Origin of the sequence: Streptomyces sp. SCPE 10, assembly GCF_051980735.1 — a bacterium.
Lineage (GTDB): Bacteria > Actinomycetota > Actinomycetes > Streptomycetales > Streptomycetaceae > Streptomyces > Streptomyces misionensis.
The window spans coordinates 2,853,364-2,870,688 of sequence record NZ_CP197069.1; the positions used below are offsets into that span (position 1 = coordinate 2,853,364).

At 71.3% G+C, this 17,325-nt stretch carries 15 protein-coding genes and 1 tRNA gene; 1 reads left to right on the forward strand and 15 read right to left on the reverse strand.

All coding sequences use genetic code 11. From position 1 onward, the window contains the following. Position 1: 1 nt before the first annotated feature. The 6 genes from ettA to ACSP97_RS13370 all read right to left on the reverse strand — a co-directional run bounded on the left by ettA (position 2) and on the right by ACSP97_RS13370 (position 10,669). Positions 2 to 1,666, reverse strand: a complete 1,665-nt coding sequence (ettA, locus tag ACSP97_RS13345) for an energy-dependent translational throttle protein EttA (RefSeq protein ID WP_070027213.1) — start codon at positions 1,664 to 1,666, stop codon at positions 2 to 4. Positions 1,667 to 2,027: 361 nt separating this feature from the next. Further along, positions 2,028 to 4,070, reverse strand: a complete 2,043-nt coding sequence (locus ACSP97_RS13350) for a hypothetical protein (protein WP_391870076.1) — start codon at positions 4,068 to 4,070, stop codon at positions 2,028 to 2,030. 328 nt (positions 4,071 to 4,398) lie between these two features. Next, positions 4,399 to 5,751 carry a Cys-Gln thioester bond-forming surface protein gene (locus tag ACSP97_RS13355; RefSeq protein ID WP_382074581.1) on the reverse strand — a complete coding sequence of 451 codons (1,353 nt, stop codon included), beginning with the start codon at positions 5,749 to 5,751 and terminating at the stop codon, positions 4,399 to 4,401. A gap of 261 nt (positions 5,752 to 6,012) precedes the next feature. Further along, entirely contained in the window at positions 6,013 to 6,489 is a 477-nt protein-coding gene (locus ACSP97_RS13360; RefSeq protein ID WP_355529977.1) for a single-stranded DNA-binding protein, read from the reverse strand. A 208-nt stretch (positions 6,490 to 6,697) separates the two neighbouring features. Then, positions 6,698 to 9,019 carry a GTPase gene (locus ACSP97_RS13365; RefSeq protein ID WP_440558419.1) on the reverse strand — a complete coding sequence of 774 codons (2,322 nt, stop codon included), beginning with the start codon at positions 9,017 to 9,019 and terminating at the stop codon, positions 6,698 to 6,700. Positions 9,020 to 9,058: 39 nt separating this feature from the next. Further along, on the reverse strand, positions 9,059 to 10,669 hold the full coding sequence (locus tag ACSP97_RS13370; protein ID WP_355144858.1) for a dynamin family protein: 1,611 nt from the start codon (positions 10,667 to 10,669) through the stop codon (positions 9,059 to 9,061). A 274-nt stretch (positions 10,670 to 10,943) separates the two neighbouring features. Between ACSP97_RS13370 and ACSP97_RS13375 the strand changes: the two genes are divergently transcribed. Next, positions 10,944 to 11,016 (forward strand) — tRNA-Arg (locus ACSP97_RS13375). 207 nt (positions 11,017 to 11,223) lie between these two features. Here ACSP97_RS13375 and ACSP97_RS13380 read toward each other — a convergent pair. The 9 genes from ACSP97_RS13380 to ACSP97_RS13420 form a co-directional block, all read right to left on the reverse strand. Then, on the reverse strand, positions 11,224 to 12,600 hold the full coding sequence (locus tag ACSP97_RS13380) for a tyrosine-type recombinase/integrase (protein ID WP_440557638.1): 1,377 nt from the start codon (positions 12,598 to 12,600) through the stop codon (positions 11,224 to 11,226). Next, positions 12,600 to 12,800 carry a helix-turn-helix transcriptional regulator gene (locus tag ACSP97_RS13385; RefSeq protein ID WP_161251410.1) on the reverse strand — a complete coding sequence of 67 codons (201 nt, stop codon included), beginning with the start codon at positions 12,798 to 12,800 and terminating at the stop codon, positions 12,600 to 12,602. The genes ACSP97_RS13380 and ACSP97_RS13385 overlap by 1 nt, the downstream gene beginning before the upstream one ends. Continuing rightward, entirely contained in the window at positions 12,797 to 14,164 is a 1,368-nt protein-coding gene (gene repSA, locus ACSP97_RS13390) for a replication initiator protein RepSA (RefSeq protein ID WP_440557640.1), read from the reverse strand. Before repSA ends, ACSP97_RS13385 begins: the two co-directional genes overlap by 4 nt. A gap of 128 nt (positions 14,165 to 14,292) precedes the next feature. Then, positions 14,293 to 14,598: a SpdD-like protein gene (locus tag ACSP97_RS13395; RefSeq protein ID WP_440557642.1), complete on the reverse strand. Its 306-nt coding sequence runs from the start codon at positions 14,596 to 14,598 to the stop codon at positions 14,293 to 14,295. A gap of 24 nt (positions 14,599 to 14,622) precedes the next feature. Then, complete coding sequence (locus ACSP97_RS13400) at positions 14,623 to 14,778, reverse strand: hypothetical protein (protein ID WP_440557643.1); 156 nt, start codon at positions 14,776 to 14,778, stop codon at positions 14,623 to 14,625. Between the two features lie 12 nt (positions 14,779 to 14,790). After that, a complete protein-coding gene (locus ACSP97_RS13405) occupies positions 14,791 to 14,982 on the reverse strand; it encodes a mobile element transfer protein (protein ID WP_359379846.1) in 192 nt (63 codons plus the stop codon). A gap of 18 nt (positions 14,983 to 15,000) precedes the next feature. Next, a complete protein-coding gene (locus ACSP97_RS13410; protein WP_440557645.1) occupies positions 15,001 to 15,696 on the reverse strand; it encodes a DUF2637 domain-containing protein in 696 nt (231 codons plus the stop codon). Further along, positions 15,696 to 15,887: a hypothetical protein gene (locus ACSP97_RS13415; RefSeq protein ID WP_440557647.1), complete on the reverse strand. Its 192-nt coding sequence runs from the start codon at positions 15,885 to 15,887 to the stop codon at positions 15,696 to 15,698. Before ACSP97_RS13415 ends, ACSP97_RS13410 begins: the two co-directional genes overlap by 1 nt. A gap of 82 nt (positions 15,888 to 15,969) precedes the next feature. Next, complete coding sequence (locus tag ACSP97_RS13420; protein ID WP_440557651.1) at positions 15,970 to 17,325, reverse strand: FtsK/SpoIIIE domain-containing protein; 1,356 nt, start codon at positions 17,323 to 17,325, stop codon at positions 15,970 to 15,972.

Here is a 17,325-nt window from a genome sequence, read left to right on the forward strand (position 1 = left end):
ATCAGCCCCGGGTCAGCTTCTTGTACGTCGCCCGGTGCGGACGGGCCGCGTCCGGGCCGAGCCGCTCGACCTTGTTCTTCTCGTACGACTCGAAGTTGCCCTCGAACCAGAACCACTTGGAGTCGCCCTCGTAGGCGAGGATGTGGGTGGCGACGCGGTCCAGGAACCAGCGGTCGTGGGAGACGACCACGGCGCAGCCGGGGAACTCCAGCAGCGCGTTCTCCAGGCTGGAGAGGGTCTCGACGTCGAGGTCGTTGGTGGGCTCGTCGAGGAGCAGCAGGTTGCCACCCTGCTTGAGGGTGAGCGCGAGGTTGAGGCGGTTGCGCTCACCGCCGGAGAGCACACCGGCCGGCTTCTGCTGGTCCGGACCCTTGAACCCGAAGGCGGACACGTAGGCGCGGCTGGGCATCTCGACCTGGCCGACGTTGATGTAGTCGAGCCCGTCGGACACGACCTCCCACAGCGTCTTCTTCGGGTCGATGTTGGCGCGACCCTGGTCGACGTAGGAGACCTTGACGGTCTCGCCGACCTTGATCTGACCCGAGTCCGGCGTCTCCAGGCCCTGGATCATCTTGAAGAGCGTGGTCTTGCCGGCGCCGTTCGGGCCGATGACGCCGACGATGCCGTTGCGCGGCAGCGTGAACGACAGCCCGTCGACGAGGACCTTCTCGCCGAAGGACTTGTGCAGGTCGCTGACCTCGACCACGACGTTGCCCAGACGCGGGCCCGGCGGGATCTGGATCTCCTCGAAGTCCAGCTTCCGCATCTTGTCGGCCTCGGCGGCCATCTCCTCGTAGCGGGCGAGACGGGCCTTGGACTTGGCCTGGCGCCCCTTGGCGTTCGACCGCACCCAGTCCAGCTCCTCCTTGAGGCGCTTCTGGCGCTTGGCGTCCTTCTGGCCCTCGACCTTGAGGCGGGCGGCCTTGGTCTCCAGGTACTTGGAATAGTTGCCCTCGTAGCCGTGCAGCCGGCCGCGGTCGACCTCGCAGATCCAGCCGGCCACGTTGTCCAGGAAGTACCGGTCGTGGGTGACGGCGACGACAGTGCCCGGGTACTTGGCCAGGTGCTGCTCCAGCCAGTTCACCGACTCGGCGTCGAGGTGGTTGGTGGGCTCGTCGAGGAGCAGCAGGTCGGGCTGCTCGAGGAGCAGCTTGCACAGCGCGACGCGGCGCTTCTCACCACCGGAGAGGTTGGTGACCGGCCAGTCGCCCGGGGGGCACCCGAGCGCGTCCATGGCCTGCTCCAGCTGGGCGTCCAGGTCCCACGCCTCGGCGTGGTCCAGCTCCTCCTGGAGCTTGCCCATCTCCTCCAGCAGCGCGTCGGAGTAGTCGGTCGCCATCAGCTCGGCGATCTCGTTGAACCGGTCGAGCTTGCCCTTGATCTCCGAGACACCCTCCTGGACGTTCTCCAGGACGGTCTTCTCCTCGTTCAGCGGGGGCTCCTGCAGCAGGATGCCGACGGTGTAGCCGGGCGACAGGAACGCGTCGCCGTTGGACGGCTGCTCCAGCCCAGCCATGATCTTCAGCACGGTCGACTTACCGGCACCGTTCGGACCGACGACGCCGATCTTGGCACCCGGCAGGAAGTTCAGGGTGACGTCGTCGAGGATCACCTTGTCGCCGTGCGCTTTGCGCGCCTTGCGCATGGTGTAAATGAACTCAGCCAAGAGAAACCGTCCGGCAGCTTGAAATCTGGCAGTGGGCAGATACACCCCATCTTGCCGTATCGCCACCCCTGCGCGGAAACCCGTTGGGTGGAGGCGCTGTGACCTGGGCATTCACTGGTGGCGGCGGTGAGGCGTCCGTCGCTGTCGGTCGCCGTCGAGTGCTCTTGGGCATCCCCGGACGGCCCAGAGACGGCCTAGAGACGGCCCGGGAACGATCACGCAGGCAACCGGATCTTCACCTGGTGGTCCGCGATGCCCGTCGGAGCCGGCACCCTGGCGTCGGTCCGGCAGGCAGGCCGGCCGACGGACCAGGCGCCGCCGCATCTGGTGGGAGCGGCGGGGCCTGGGCCCGCTGGTGTGGTTAGTCGGGCGGGTAGACGAGGGCGCCGGAGTCGGTGTCGCTGACGTATCGGCCGGCGAGGTCGGCGTAGTACGCGTCGGACGGGTTGCCGTCCGAGAGGTCGGCGGCCTTGACGGTCGAGGATGTGGCGTCGGCGTCGGTGGAGACCGCTGCGGCGAAGTCGATGAGCCGACCGGGGTAGTTGTCGAGCAGGTAGGTGTTGACCTGCTCGCGAGCGGCCTCCTGGGCCGCTGTGCCGGGGCGGGCGGCGGTGAACGGCGGGATGGTGGCGAGATAGACGGTGATGTTGGAGTTCTGGGTGATCGGCTGCTGATCGATGTAGAGCTGGCCGTCGTCGGTGGAGTACGAACTCAGCCGGGTGTCGAGGGAGGCCAGTGCGTTCTCCACGTCGGTGGCGCAGGTGTCGGCGTTGCCGGTGCAGTTCAGCAGGTCGGTGGCGCCGGTGGAGACGAGGACGGTTCGCACGTTGCCTTGGGCCAACACGTCGCGGTCCAGGGGGTTGAGCGCGTTGACCGGATTGGTGCTGCTGGTGCTCTGCGGCAGCAGGCTGTTGGTTGCGGTGCCCGCGTTGAGCACGCCGTAGTGCACGGAGGTGTCCCCGCGGGGATCGTCGGCCAGTGCGTTGGTGATCGCATCGCTGAGGTGATGCCGGCCGTCGTCGCTTGCGGTCCCCCCGTTGACGCTCTGGTCTCCGTAGAGGACCAGCGAGCCGGTGGGGTGTGAGATGGAGGTGGTGACGTCGATGCCGGAGAGGTACGGCAGACCGGTGTACGTGGTCTGCGTGTAGTGGGCGGCGGCCGTGTCCCTTGTGCGGTCCGCGTGGTCGCTGACCCAGACGGGGGTCCGGGCCGCAGAGTGGCCGGGTATGGCGGGCGCCATGCCGCGCACCTGCAAACTGACCAGTACGGTTGCCTGCTGTTCGACGGTCAGGGTGACTGGGTCGCTGGTGGCGTCGCCGCCTGCCGGAATGGTGACGGAGGGGGAACCGTCGAAGGTCAGCGTTGCCGGTGCCGCGGCTGCGGTGGCGTCGGCTGCGGTGGTGTCCTGCAGGGCGACGGAAGCCGCGTCGAAGGTCACCGGGGTGGCACCCATCGCGTTGGACAGGTGTACGCGTACTCCGTTTCCGCTGTCGGTGCCGATGCTGACGTGGGCCGGGATGCGCAGGGTCTGACTGTCGACGGCCGCTGTGCTGCCGTCGGACGACTGCACTTTGTCGGTGTCCTGGACCGAGGACCAGGTGCCGACCCAGTGCCGAGCGCTGGATCCGCTGCCGGTGACGGTCGTCGGCCGTATGCCTAGCCCGAGGATGTGCAGGGCGGGTCGGCCCGCCTGGACGCCGTCGGTGAGCTGGGGCAGGGAGATGCTGCTGATGACCGAGCCGGGGCAGGCCAGCGGGACGCTGATGGCGTAGACCTTCGGGCCGGAACTCGGGCTGGTCTGGGTGTCGTCGCTGTGGTTCTCGTGGACAAGGGTGATCGAGGCTGCGGAGGACGGGCCGGAGAGCCAGTCCGGCACGGTGTCCAGGCGATAGTCCTGGTCGGTGGGGTCGCCGTTGGGGTCCAGGCAGTTGTTCCTGGCGTAGGTGAGGGTGCCGGTGGCGTCCGTGACCGCGGCGCCGGTGGCGAACGCGAGGATGACCACGGCGTCGCCGGTGTTGACCACGCCGCTGCCCGGCAGGGTGACGGTCTGCCCGGAGGCCAGCATGTTGTCGTAGGAGCCGGTGCCGAACTTCGGCAGCGTGATGGTGGCGCCGTCGATGGTCACGGTTTTGCCGCTCCGCCAGCCCGCTGTCCTCGTCAGGTCGGCGGCGTCGAAGCTGTTACCGGAGCCGTCGGCGTCGGCAGGGCTGGTCGTGGTGGTGAAGGTACTGGTGGCGGTGTTGTTCAGGCAGCCGCTGGTGTCGTCGATCGCGCAGGTCAGCTGGGCCGCGGCCGGGGAGCGAGTGCTGTGCGATGCAGTACGGGGTGGTTGAGCCGAGGTGCCAGACGCCGCGTGGGCCGACGCCGTGGTCGTCAGCGACCCGGCAGCCAGGGCCGCGGCCACGACGGTGAGGGCGACGACCGGCTTTGAACCGGGACGTCTGGATGCATGCCTGAGCAAGCGAAAGACGGACATGGACGTCGGGATCCTTCCCGGGGCACAAGCGGTCCCCCAGTGGGCCCGCGCCACCGTGCATTCTGGAAGCTCGCTGTGCGCGCGGTCCATCGCTATTCGATCGCCACACGTCGGCCTGTAGTCCGTTTCCGGCGCATGTGATCACCGGACCACGACCAGACCTGCTCCGGGCGCTGCGCGGAGCGGGCAACGGCGGCTTCGGGATCGCCTGCTGTTCGCGGTTCTCGCGGAGGGAACCCGGGGCCGGGTCAGCCGCTCACTCGTTCGGCTGTTCGCGTTTGCGGAGGATGACCAGGACGGCGCCGCCGATGACGACCAGGCCGATGGCGACGCCGGCGATCAGGGGGGTCAGGGCGGAGCCGCCGGTCGCGGCGAGGTCGGTGTCGTCGGGGGCGGGGGTGGTGATCGGGGTGGGCTCGCCCATGGTCTGGGTGGTGGTCTTCGAGACGATCGTGCCCTGGATCGCGCAGTCCAGGACGCCCGTGAAGCGCCGGCCGAAGCCGTCGGGGCCGGTGATCGTGAAGTCGTAGCCCTGGTCCTCCTGGAGGGGGACCCCGATGGTGCGGGTGGCGCCGGCCGGGACGGTGTGCTCGGTGTCCATCAGGCGGAAGGTGAAGGGCTGGTCGCCCTTGTTGACGGCCAGGATGTCCACCGTGCCCTTGGCGCAGTTCTTGCGCGCGGAGATCGCCGGTATCGCGCCCCGCGCCGCCCAGCCGGCCGTCGCCGTCGCGGAGACCGCGGACTCGCTGGAGCCGGCCAGGATCTGGGTCTGGCTGCGGCTGTCGGAGGTGAACGCGCGGCCCACCGGGACGGTCGTCGACGCCTGCACGGTCAGCTGGGCGGAGCCGTCCGCCGCGTCCTGCGGGATGTGGAAGTAGATCCGGCTGCCGTTCTTCGCGACCGTCAGCGGCTTGCCGTCCTGGTCGGTGATCCGGGCGCCGCCGCCGGCCACGCCCGCGGGCGGTATCACCGTGACGGCACTCGCGTTGGTGTGCACGGTCACCGGGCCCACCAGAGCGCCGGGCCGGCCGGAGACCGCGGCCGGGTCCAGCGACAGCGAGGCGGGCGGCTCGGCGCTGTCCCGCGCGCTGCGCTCCAGATAGTCGGCGAGCTTCTCGGCCCGCGGGTCCACGGCGTCGACCTTGGCGTGGTCCGAGTACCGCCAGATCGCCACCTGCGTGCCGACCGCCGCGTCCTGCTCGGTGAGGCCGTGCGTCCCGGCCCGCCTGGCGAGCGCGGCGAGGTCGTTGACCTGCGGGTAGGAGTTCCGCAGGATCCAGCGGATCTTGCCGGCGTCCCGGTTGGCGCCGAGCGACGTACCGCTCCAGGAGGTCTCCTGGTAGTGGGCGTCGCGCTGGACCGGGTTGTGCAGGTCGACGCAGTACGTCTGCAGGGTGCCGCCGCCGTCCACGGACATCTCGAAGAGTCCCGCGGACACCCGCTGGTCGCCGCCCGCGTCGTGGACCACGGCCTCGCCGAAGGTCTTCAGGCCGTCGATGGTGGCCGTCGCCCCGCCCTCCGTCTGCGGTGCCACATCGGCCGCGGCGGTACCGGCGCCGGACAGCATCCCGGCCGCCACGAGCCCGGACACCGTGGCGGTGGCGGCCAGGCGGGCCACGGCGGTGGACCGGCAGAACCCAGACAGCGCAGCAAGCACAGAATTCCCCTTCGAGCAGGACCCGTCGGACGTCGGGGAAGGCCCCACCAGCAGAATCGGCGGCCCCGAGGGGCACGCCCGGCATCCTATGAACCGGGCGACGCCTCCCCCGCCGGTCGGATGATCCGACGGCGGATCCGATCCGGAATCGTTATCGCCGGACCGCCCTTGAGCAGGGCTTATCGACAAATCCACTTGATCCGATCGCTGACATCACGTCACCGTGGCTGGTTCTGAACCCTGTTGGGCGAGGGTGCCGTCACCCGTCGCCGCAGGTCCTGGTGTCTCCCAGTCGGGTTCCGGACGGGGCTGCGCGGTCGGCTGCTCCGGTTTCGCCGCGCGGCGGAAGACCGCCGTGCCCCGGGAGAGGTCGTGTCCGATCGCCGTGGCGTCGATGTCCGCCGACGCCCACTGCTGCTGCCCCTCGCGCCCGTCCGTGCGCACCTTCAGCCGGCCCTGCACCACGAGCGGCTGGCCCACCTCCACCGACGCCATCGCGTTGGCGGCGAGCTGACGGTTGGCCCACACCGTGAAGAAGTTGGTGTGCCCGTCCGTCCAGGCGCTCTTCTCGCGGTCCCAGTAGCGCGCGGTGGCCGCGAGCCGGAACCGGAGCGACGGGCCCGCCGCCAGCTCCCGGTACACCGGCGCGGTCGCCACGTTGCCCACCACGCACACCATGGTCTCGTTCACTTCTCGCTCCCCTCCGCCCGCCCGGTGCGGTCCGCCGATGCGGTCCGGCCGGGCGGGGCGACACGTACGGGCCCGTCCCGTACGGCGGCGTCTGCCACGACCTCAGACTGCCTCCGTCGGGCCGAGCCCGCCGAGCGCTGTGGACGGCCCCGCACCTGTGGAAAACCCCGTCACCCACACGAGTGCCGGCCCGTTGGGGAAACCGGGTTCAGCTCACCGCGGCGTCCGCCCGCACGACCTTGCCGTACTGCTCCCGCACCTCCCGGTACCGCAGCAACTCCGCGGCCACCGGATCCAGCACCCGCGCCCGGCCGCAGCTCGCGGCCGCCTCCCGCAAGCGCCGTTCGGCCTCGTGTCCATGGCGCCGCGCGGGCCCCCGTGCCGCCATCCGGCACCCCCACTCCACCAGCGGCCCGCCGATGATCCCGCACGCCATCAACAGCACTGGAACGCCGAGGTTGGGCGCCATCACCCCGGCGATCTGCCCGACCAGCCACAGCCCGCCGGCGATCTGCACCAGCGTCATCGCCGCCTGCACCAGCACCGCGGCCGGCCACCAGCCCGGCCGCGGCGGCCGCCCGGACGGCTCCCCGGCGCGTTCCGCCAGTTCGTCCAGCGCCTCCGGCAACCCCTGTGCACCGCGCACGGCGGCCTCGCGCACCGCCTGCGCCCACGGCACCGGCAGCCCCGCCGACGCCCGGTCGGCCACCGTGCGCACCGCCTGCTCCACCCGCTGCCGCGCCGTCGCCTCCTCCTCCGTCTGGACGCGCACCTGGTGACGGCCGGTCGGGACCGTGCCGCGCCGCTGGTACCAGCGCCACAGCCGCAGCCAGGGTGTGCCGCAGGCCCGGTTGGCGTTGCGCAGCCAGGCCCGCTCGGCGGCGTCGCCCGCCGCGGTGGCGCCCACCGCGTCCGCGAGCCGCGCGGCGAACTCCTCGCGCGCCTCCTCGCTGAGGCCGATCCGGCGCCCGGCGGCGTAGACCGGCCGCAGCTCGGCCGCGGCGGCGTCCACATCGGCGGCGACCCGGCGGGCCGCCGCGCCCCGCTCGGTCACGAACTCGCCCAGCGCCTCGCGCAGGTCCCCGACGCCCTCGCCGGTGAGCGCGGACAGCGCGAGCACCGTGGCGCCGGGTTCGCCGTGCTCGCCGAGCGCCACCCCGTCCTCGTCCAGCAGCCGCCGTAGGTCGTCCAGGACCATGTCGGCCGCCTCCCCGGGCAGCCGGTCCACCTGGTTGAGCACGATGAACATGACCTCGGCGTGCCCGGCCATCGGCCGCAGATAGCGCTCGTGCAGCACGGCGTCGGCGTACTTCTCCGGGTCCACCACCCAGATCACCGCGTCGACCAGCTTCAGGATCCGTTCGACCTGCTCGCGGTGCTGTACGGCGGCGGAGTCGTGGTCGGGCAGGTCGATCAGGACCAGTCCGCGCAGCTGCTTCTCGCCGTCCGGGGTGTGCAGCGGACGGCGGCGCAACCGGCCCGGGATGCCGAGCCGGTCGATGAGGCCCGCGGCGCCGTCGCTCCAGCTGCACGCGATCGGCGAGGCGGTGGTCGGGCGTCGCACCCCGGTCTCCGAAATGGCGACCCCGGCGAGGGTGTTGAACAGCTGTGACTTGCCGCTGCCGGTGGCCCCCGCGATGGCGACGACCGTGTGCCGGCCGGACAGCTTGCGGCGCGCCGCCGCCTCGTCCAGGACCCGGCCCGCCTCGGCGAGGGTCTGGCCGTCCAGCCGGGCCCGGGAGAGTCCGACGAGTTCGCGCAGCGCGTCCAGCCGGGAGCGCAGGGGGCCCTCGTAGGCCAGCGGGACCGGGGGTACGGCACCGCCCGGACCACGGCTCGGCGCCGGTTCCAGGGCGGTGGCGCGTCCGGCGGCGAGGGCGGCGGCATCGGTGACGCGGCGGGCGATCAGACCGTCGTCCCACGCTCCGGTGGAGTCGGCGGGGGCGGACGGTTCCGAGCCGGACGGGGCGGAGGACGGGGCGGGGGTGGCGGACGTCGCGGAAGTGACCGGCGCGGACTCGGCTCCGGACCCTGACCCGGAGGGGGAACGGGGACTGGAACCGGCCCCCGAGGGGGAGCCGGAACCGGCGCGCGAGCCGGAGCGTGAGCCGGATCCGGACGCGCGCCGCGCATCCGCCGCCTGCCCCTTGTCCCCGGCACCCCCGGCCTCCCCGGCATCGGAGCCGCCGGATGCCACGGAACCACCGGCGGCGTCACCGGAACCTCCACCACCCCCCTCCACGCCCGCCTGCGACCCCTCCACCTTCTCCTTCTGTTTTTCCGCCTTCTCTCCCTGCTCGCCGTTCTTCCCGCTCCCCGGGTCCTCCCTCTTCTCGACCTCCTCCCCTCCCCCACCGCTCCCGTCGTCCGCTCCCTGCTCCGTTGCCGGGCGAGTGCCGGCCGAGCCGTCCCCCTCGGCCTGTTTCCCGAGGTCGATGACCCGCGCCCGCGCGTGCCCGGTGTCCTGCCGCACGAGTCCATCCCCGGCTCCGCTGTGACTGCTGGAACCGGTGTGCTCGACGTGCTCCATGTGCTCGATGTGCTCCTGGTCAGTGACGGCGGTCACCGGTCACCTCTCCTTCTGCAGTACGGACAGGGCGGCGATGAGTTCGGCCTGGGGCTCGGGGTGGATGTCGAGGGCGTCGAGCGGGGCGAGACGGCGTTCGCGTTCGCGGTGCACGACGCGGTCCACGTGCTCGGTGAGCAGCCGCTCGGCCCGGTCGCGCAGGCGCAGCGCGCCATGGGCGCCGACCCGGTCGGCCAGCCGCTCGCCCGCGTTGCGGGCCCGGCGCCCGCCCAGCAGGGCGGTGGCGGCGAGGGCGGCCACGGCCTCGGGGTCGGGCGCGACGGCGCGCTCCAGTTCCCCCGCCTCCTCCTCGGCGTACTCCTCCAGCTCGCGCCGCCAGCGCCGTACCGCGAGGCCGATACGGTGCTCGGCGCTCTCCGGGGAGGGATCGCGCCCGGCGAGCCCCGGGGCCTGCGCGGCGGGCTCGCGCTGCCAGGCCTCGGCCACCCGCTCGTCGGCGGCGGTGACGGCGCACAGCAGCAGCGCGGCCAGGCTCTCCACCAGGGCGTCGAGGAGTTCGCCCGCGGTGCAGTCCAGGGGGAAGGCGCGCCAGCGTTTGAGGGCGTCCCCGGCGAGCACGGCACCCGACTGGAGGCGGGCCCGGAGCCGGGCGTGCTCGCCGTCGTACGCGCCTTCCACTGCGGAGGTGAGCCGGAGCGCGGCCGCGTACTGGGCGGCGGCGGCGCCGGCCAGCTCGGGCATCCGGGTGCGCAGCGAGTCGAGCAGGCCGTGGGCGGTACGGGCCATGACGTACTGCCGGGCGCCGGGGTCCTGGGCGTGGTGGGCGAGCCAGGCGCGCAGCGGCGCGACGGCGGTGGCGGGCAGCAGGCCCGCGCTCCACACGGACTCGGGCAGCTCGGGCACGGTGAAGCGGGGTACGTCGCCGAGGCCGGCCTTGGTGAGCAGGGCGGCGTACTGCCGGGAGACTTCGGAGACGACCTGGTGGGGCACCCGGTCCAGGACGGTGACGAGGGTGGCGTCGTACTCCTTGGCGGTGCGCAGCAGGTGCCAGGGGACGGCGTCGGCGTAGCGGGCGGCGCTGGTGACCATCACCCAGATGTCGGCGGCGCACAGCAGCTCGGCGGCGAGGACGCGGTTCTCGGCGACCAGGGAGTCGACGTCGGGGGCGTCGAGGAGGGCGAGACCGCGCGGAAGGGTCTCGGCGGTCTCGATGCGCAGGGCGCGCGCGGGCTGGTCGGCGGACGGCAGGAGGTCGTCGTCACGGGGATCGTGGTGGGGCAGCCAGATACGGGCGAGGTCGGGCAGCACGCGCACGCCGCTGAACCAGTGGTGATCCGCTGGATGGCAGACCAGGACCGGGGTGCGGGTCGTCGGCCTGAGCACGCCCGCCTCGCTCACCCGGCGCCCGACGAGGGAGTTGACGAGCGTCGACTTCCCGGCGCCGGTCGACCCGCCGACGACGGCCAGCAGCGGCGCCTCGGGCGCCCGTAGTCTGGGCACGAGGTAGTCGTCCAGCTGGGCGAGGAGCTCGTCCCGGTTGGCGCGGGCGCGGGGGGCACCGGCCAGCGGCAGCGGAAAGCGTGCGGCGGCGACACGGTCGCGCAGAGCGGAGAGGGTGTCGAGCAGCTGGGGCCGTACGTCCAAGGTCACCACATGCGAAGAATGCCCAATTTTAGGGGAATTCTGAAGCATATAGACATGTCTGCGCGCCGACAGGACAGAAAGGGCGGAAGGGACGACTGGGACACGGGTGCGGGTCAGGCATAACGAGTGCACAACACCCTGCGGCCTCGGACGCCAAAAGCGCTGCACGATTCGTACCTGCCTGCGATTATCGGGACCGCTTCACCGAACCTCCACATTGAGCCACGGAGGGGAAGCGACAGGGTCGGCAAGCAGGGAGCTTTATCCTTGGTCCCGCCACCAGGCCCCCGTAGCTCAGCGGATAGAGCAGGCGCCTTCTAAGCGCTTGGCCGCAGGTTCGAGTCCTGCCGGGGGCGCCTTCCGAAGCCCTCCCCTCGGGGAGGGCTTTTTGCTGGTCAGAGTGGGTGCGGCCGAGCGCGCGTCAGCCCCGGAAGCGCCTCTGACGATCAAGGACTGACTCCGGGGCTGTCCGGCTGTCACCGGGTTTTCGCGGGTGGCCGTGTCGAATACGTGTCGAAGTTTCTGGGCCGACGGATCAGCCAGGGGACGGCTCCCGGGGACTCCTAGGGAAGATCTCCAGCCGCTTCGAGCCGCCTCTTCAGATCGGGTAGCTGCCCGTCGACACAGCGGGCGTAGGTGGCCAGGAGCACGGCGACGCTGTTCCCGGCCCACTCCGCCACCTGTGCGGGCGGGACGCCGTCGTTGAGCCACTTGGTCAGGCGCGTGTTCCGGTTGTCGTACACGCGCCGCCCGGTGGGCGACTCGAAGACGTGGGGAGGCAGTACAGCCTTACGCGCACCTCGCCACGCACGGCGGATGACGGAACCGGCGAGGATGCCGCCCGACTCGCCCTGGAACAGCAGATCACCCGGCTGGAGTTGTTCGTCCTCGATGTGCTGCCTCAGGATGCGCGTCAGGGCCGGGTGCCCCGGCACCGTGCGCGTCTCGCCCTCAGCACGGCCCTTCAGGTCCCGCTGCTCGTGGATCTCCCCCGTATCGGTCCATTGTTTCCCGACCTCCGGAGTCGCCGTGTGGATCAGCAACTCGCACCACTGGTCGTCGGCGTCGGGCGCGGGCAGGATCACGTCCTCCACCCGCATGGCCACGGCTTCCTCGGGTCGGGGACCGCAGTAGTACAGCGTGGCGAAGAAGGCGTGGAGCCGCTTGCCGCCGCGTGGCCGGCGCCGGATCCAGTCGAGGATCGCTGCGGCCTGCTCCGGATTCAGCAAGGAGCGTTTGTCCACGGCGTTCGTGGTCTTCACGACGGCCGTCGACTCCTTGCCCTTGGGCAGGGGGTTGGCTCGCAGGACGCGCCGTCGGATCGCGTACTTCATGACGACGTTGAGGATCCGGCGATTGCGCTTCCGCGACCAGGCCGCTGCTTGCTTGCCGTCGAGGCGGGTGTCGATGGACCGGAGGACCTGGTCGACCTTCTCCGGGTCCTCCCAGGCCGAGACGGGCAACGAGTTCCGCTCGACCCATCTGAGGATGTCCACGACGTCTCGCGGCGCGTCCGGCCGCCGGTTGGTGTTGAACGCCCACTCACGCAGAGCGGTGCGCACGGCCGCGGGTGCGAACTGGGCGGGCTTGGTCCGCAACAGCGCGATGGTGGTCGCGGTCAGGGTCTTGGCGATGTTCTTGCGGCTGTTCCCGCCGAGTTGGGACCAACGGGCGTCCACGTACTCGACCGCGAACTTGTACCAGCTCATGGCAGCCGACTTGGAGCGGTGGGACACCGGGAGACCGGTGGCGATGACGAACGCCTCGCCCTTGCCCGTGGCGCGGATGAGTTCGGAGCGGAAGCCCTCGGCAAGCGCGACGGTGCTGAAAGGCTCACGCCAGCGCTTGTCCGCCACCGTCCACCGCACGGTGTACGTGGTCTTTTTGGCGCCCTTGTAGGTGAGGATCTTGTAGATCTTGACGTCGTACGTCGTCTCCATCAGGCGGCGTCCTCACGGTCGTCAAGCCAGTGGTCGAGGTCGCTCCGCCGGATCCTGAGGTCGCCGTTCGGGAGCTTGATGCAGCGCGGCGCGCGGCGCTTGGCCCGCCAGTCGTAGAAGGTCGAGCGGGAGATGGCCAGTTCCTCGCAGACCTCTGCGAGGGTGAGCATGGTGCGTCGTGACCGGAGGGCCGTGGTCATTCCGTGCTCCCTTCGTTCAGGAGGGCGTCGCGGGCGGTCTCACGGTTGGTCCGGAGACTGCGGGCGATGGTCGCGGCGAGGGTGGCTTCGCCCGGGGTGTGGCCGTGGCCGGCGTACTGCCAGTCGGCCAGGACGAGGACCGTGTCCGGCTCACGGTCGTCGAGGCCGAGGACGTCTCGCTCTTGCGCGGCCCGGTAGTCGGCGCGCTCCTGACGGAGGGCGCCGAGGGTGGTGGAGTAGGTGCGCGACTTGGACGAGAAGTGTCCGCGGAACCCGAGCATGTGGGCCCAGGCCCAGAGGCGTCGGTCTGGGTACAGGGGGTCGAGGTCACGGCATGCGGTGATGAGTCGGCGGGTGTGGTCGGGGACCTGGTGGCGGTCGAGTTCGGCGAGTTCGCCGATGCGGCGGTCCAGGGTGCCGGTGTTCTCGGCGGCCTTGGTGGCGTACTTGGCCACGTACGAGGCGACGGCCTGTTCGGTGATGTCGGAGCCGTCGCCGAATGCCTTGACCGGGCGGACGTCGAGCTGTCGGCCCCAGCGGAAGGTACGGGCGGGCTCGTCACCGGCAGCCGGGACCGAGACGGACGTGTACGTGTGCGCTGCGGCGGCACGTACAGCGTCGGTCAGGAGGTCGACCGTGGCCCAGGCGGGCGGTGGCGTGCCGGGCCCCTCCGGCCCGTCGAGGCGTACGACGGCATGGAAGTGCAGGGCACCGCGCTTCTGGAACTCGGCGACCTTGCCGTACGAGACGCGAAGGTGTTCGGCGAGTTCACGGCGAGACAGCCCGGAACGAGCGGCGAGTTCCCTGCGGAGGCGCGTGGTGAAGCGCTGCCAGAGCTGTCCGGCGTGGTTGTTGAACAGCACGGCGCCCGCGTAGTCGTAGGTGTCCGGGTCGAGGGCGGCGCCCAGCTCCGGGGCATCGGGCGCGTGTTGTGTGCCGCAGCGGCATGCGCCGTGGTCGGGGCGGTTGTGGACCGGCCCGAACGAGGGCGCCGTGAGGGTGGCGAAGACGCGTGGGTGGTCGCGGACGGTGGCGGGGATGTCTCGGCGGTCGTCTCCGGCAAGGCCGGCGCGGATGAGGTGGTAGGTGTCGCCCGCGTAGGTCCAGGCGCAGGACGGGCAGCGGGAGGCACGACGGTTGCCGCAGGCGAGGCGCAGGCGCCCGCCCGGCTCCTTCTCGGTGGAGTAGTGGTGCAGGGTCTGGCCGCTGGTCTTGTCCTTGTGGAGGACCCAGCCGGTGAGGTGGATCGGGTCGGTGCAGCCGCCGGTGCGGCGGACCTGGTCCTCCCAGCGGGCGTAGTCGGGGGCCGAGGCCACTCGGAGCACGTCGCCGAGGGTGATCGGGTCGAGCAGTGTGTCCGGCATGGGCGCCCTCGGTGGTGCGGATGAGGCGCGGTGGGCCATGCTTGGGGTTCCTTCCGGTTGCGAGATCAGACAGGGACGGCTCCCGGGCGGCGGATGCTTGGCGGTATCAGGGCCGCCCGGGGGCCGGTTCAGCGACGCTTGGCGTCGGAGGCGAGCAGGGAGCGCAGGACGACCGCGCAGACGGCGACCGAGGCGCCGGTGATGGCGACCGCCAGGAGCAGCGAGACCAGGACGGCGCCGAGGACCAGTACGACGGCCGTGCCGCCGCCGACGAGGGCGAGCGCGGAGCCCGGGGTGAGCTGGATCGTGGGCCGGGACGGCGGCGGAGCCGGCGAGGGCTCTGCGTTCTGGATGACTGTGGTCGGCTGGATGACGGCGGGCGGGGCGCTGAAGCCCGTCGGCGTGGGCATGGTGGGGATCTTCGGGCGGAACATCAGTGATCTCCTCTCGTGGACGGGCTACTTGACGAAGGCGTTGATGGCCGGGCCGAGGACGCTGTCGGCGAGCAGGAATCCGCCGAGCAGGAGTACGGCGATGAGCCAGGCGGGCGGGCGGATCAGCTTGACGCCGAGGTAGCCGACGGCGAGCAGCGCGCACCAGAGCGGGACCTGCATGGCGGTGGGCTCCTAACGGACGAGGCAGCGGTGGGTGCGGGCGGCGAGCTGGGCGGCGGACTGGCTGGAGTAGTCGGCGGACCAGCCGCAGTCGTCGGAGGTGCACACGGCGGCGTGCTTGGTCCGGCCGTTGCGGTCGCGGTGCGTGCCGATCTGCACGGGGCCGATCCGCATCACGGAGTGGAAGTGGTCGCGGGCAGGCATTTCGGGTCTCCTCGCTGGTCAGGTGAGGTGGGCGGCGATGGCGTCGGCGAGGTGGGGCGGGACGCCGAGGCGGGAGCGCAAGGTGTCGGTGTCGATCGGGGATCCGGTACGGGTGCGGTACTCGTCGGCGACCTTGCGGGCGTGGTCGATCAGGACGGCGGGGACCGGAGGAGCGGGAGCCGGGGCCGGGGCAACGGGGTCCTCTGCGACCGGGGCCGTCGTCGCAGCAGGCTCGGGCAACGCTTCTGCGGGCGGCCCCAGTTCGGCGGCCGGTACTGGCTCCTCGTCCTGCGGTTCCGCATCCGGCGTATCCACAGCAGCTGCTGACGGGACCGGCCTCGACTCCGTAGCCGGCGAATGAGCGAGGAGCGTTCCGCCGAGGAAGGCGAGCGCGGGCCATCCGGCGATGCCGAGACGGAGCGGGGCGGGTGGATCGGTCAGGTCGAGAAACCCGGCCGTTGCGACGTTGGCCCCGAGCGAGGCACACAGCGCGACGACGAACCAACACCACGCCAGCCGAGACGGCCCCTCACTCCGCAGCCGCCGCCAGGCCGCGACAAGGAGCAGGTCGACACTGACCGGGTAGGCCCACGCCTTCCAGCCGTTCTGTCCGGCAGCGGCAGCCAGGTCGTGCAGATGGGCGAAGGACAGGGCACCGGCGATGACAGCCTGAATCAGGACCGCGTCGATGCGGAAGCCGTGACGGGCACCCATCAGACGTCGCCCGGGTCGTCGGGGTCGCGATCCTCCGCGAGCATGCCGGGCGGCGGCTCGGGCAGCGAGATCACGAGCGACGGGGTGACGGCGTCCACGAAGTCGAGGTCGGCACCGGCCATGTCGGCGTACAGGGCAAGCTGGCCGAGCAGGAACACGGTCCGGTAGAAGTCCCCGCAGTTCGGGCACATGGAGGGTTCTCCTTCTCTGGGCATGACGGGGTAGGGACTTGGTGCGATGGCGGTCGCACCGGCCGTGGGGATTCGGCAGGGATCAGGTGGTGGCCGAGGAAGCCTTGGCCAGCGACACCGGCATGGCGTCGGAGCCGGGGAGCCTCGGACGGAAGGGCGCCAGCTCAGGCAGTTCTGGGGTCCGGTCGGCATGCCGGTTGCAGATGTTCACGGCCTGTCGGAGCGAGGTGTGCGGGGCACGAATGCGGTGCCAGCCCCCGGAGGCGTCGCCCGCGATGGCGAGCCCTCGTGTCTCGGCCGGGATCTGGATGGCGGCGAGTACGGCGTCAGGGGCGATGTCACCGAAGGCCATGTTGGCGGAGGTCTCGTCGTTGACGCGGTGGGCGGTGCGGCCGGTGAGCTGGGCTCGAAGCATGGTGATGCCCTTGCCGAGTTCGGAGCCGAAGCGTTGCCCACAGATTTCGAGGTAGATGCCGGCCGCGCGGCCGAGCTGGGCGAGGCGGACCAGGTCCGTGATGATGCGGTCCCGGCGCTTCTCCTCCTCCTTGTTGGCGTACAGGGCGAGTTCGGCGACTTCATCGACCAGGACCACGACCGGGACCGGGCGCAGGTGATCGGGCAGGTCCCAGATATCGGCAGCGATCTCCGCGTCCGGCACGTCAGCGGTGATCCGCTGCTGAGCCCGGATGACCTGATAGATGTGCTTCATCCGTTCCACGAGCGCATCGAGTACTTCGGCAGCGGTGTCGGGGTCGTCGGCCAGCGCGGAGAAGCGACGGGCCAGCGGGAACAGTTCGACGCCCTGTTTGCAGTCGATGCCGACGAGGGCGACGTCCATCGGCGCGAGGCCGGCGACCAGGTTGCGCTGGTAGACGGACTTGCCGGACTCCGTGGCGCCGAGGGTGAGGGCGTGAGGTATCGCGCGATAGGCGCGGTAGTGCACCGAGCCGTCCTGCCGCAGCGCGACCGGCACCCGCATCGGCCGAGTCTCTTTCTCGGTCGGCATCTGCACCCGCTTGAGCACGTCGTAGCCGGTCATCCGCACCTCTACGACACCGGACCGCAGCTCCCGCGAGGTCACGCCGTACATCGAGAACGAGTGCCGGAGCCGGTCCGAGGCGGCGGCGACGTCGAAGGCGTCCTGTCCGGGCCGGAGCTTCAACCGGAGGACCAGGCCGGTACGTGTCGGCCGCAGCCGCAGGATGCGCGGGGAACGGGACTCCGGTATCGGCCGGTTGGTGACACGGGCGAGGGCGAGCCGCCACCGCGGCGGCGGGACGGTTAACCCACACGCGTCCATGACGGAGCCGTATCGGACCAGGACCCGCACCACGGCCAGCGTGACCCCGAAGGTCAACCAGTACCAGGCGGGACGCCGCCACCGCAGGAGACCCACGGCAGCGACGACCAGCACCAGGGCGACCGCGAAGCCGGTCAT

Coding starts and splice junctions, on each gene's coding strand:
- ACSP97_RS13365 (WP_440558419.1), bottom strand. CDS start 9,019: ATGGAGCACGTCGAGCACACCGGTTCCAGCAGTCACAGCGGAGCCGGG.
- ACSP97_RS13380 (WP_440557638.1), bottom strand. CDS start 12,600: ATGGAGACGACGTACGACGTCAAGATCTACAAGATCCTCACCTACAAG.
- ACSP97_RS13385 (WP_161251410.1), bottom strand. CDS start 12,800: ATGACCACGGCCCTCCGGTCACGACGCACCATGCTCACCCTCGCAGAG.
- repSA (WP_440557640.1), bottom strand. CDS start 14,164: ATGCCGGACACACTGCTCGACCCGATCACCCTCGGCGACGTGCTCCGA.
- ACSP97_RS13395 (WP_440557642.1), bottom strand. CDS start 14,598: ATGTTCCGCCCGAAGATCCCCACCATGCCCACGCCGACGGGCTTCAGC.
- ACSP97_RS13400 (WP_440557643.1), bottom strand. CDS start 14,778: ATGCAGGTCCCGCTCTGGTGCGCGCTGCTCGCCGTCGGCTACCTCGGC.
- ACSP97_RS13405 (WP_359379846.1), bottom strand. CDS start 14,982: ATGCCTGCCCGCGACCACTTCCACTCCGTGATGCGGATCGGCCCCGTG.
- ACSP97_RS13410 (WP_440557645.1), bottom strand. CDS start 15,696: ATGGGTGCCCGTCACGGCTTCCGCATCGACGCGGTCCTGATTCAGGCT.
- ACSP97_RS13415 (WP_440557647.1), bottom strand. CDS start 15,887: ATGTGCCCGAACTGCGGGGACTTCTACCGGACCGTGTTCCTGCTCGGC.
- ACSP97_RS13420 (WP_440557651.1), bottom strand. CDS start 17,325: ATGACCGGCTTCGCGGTCGCCCTGGTGCTGGTCGTCGCTGCCGTGGGT.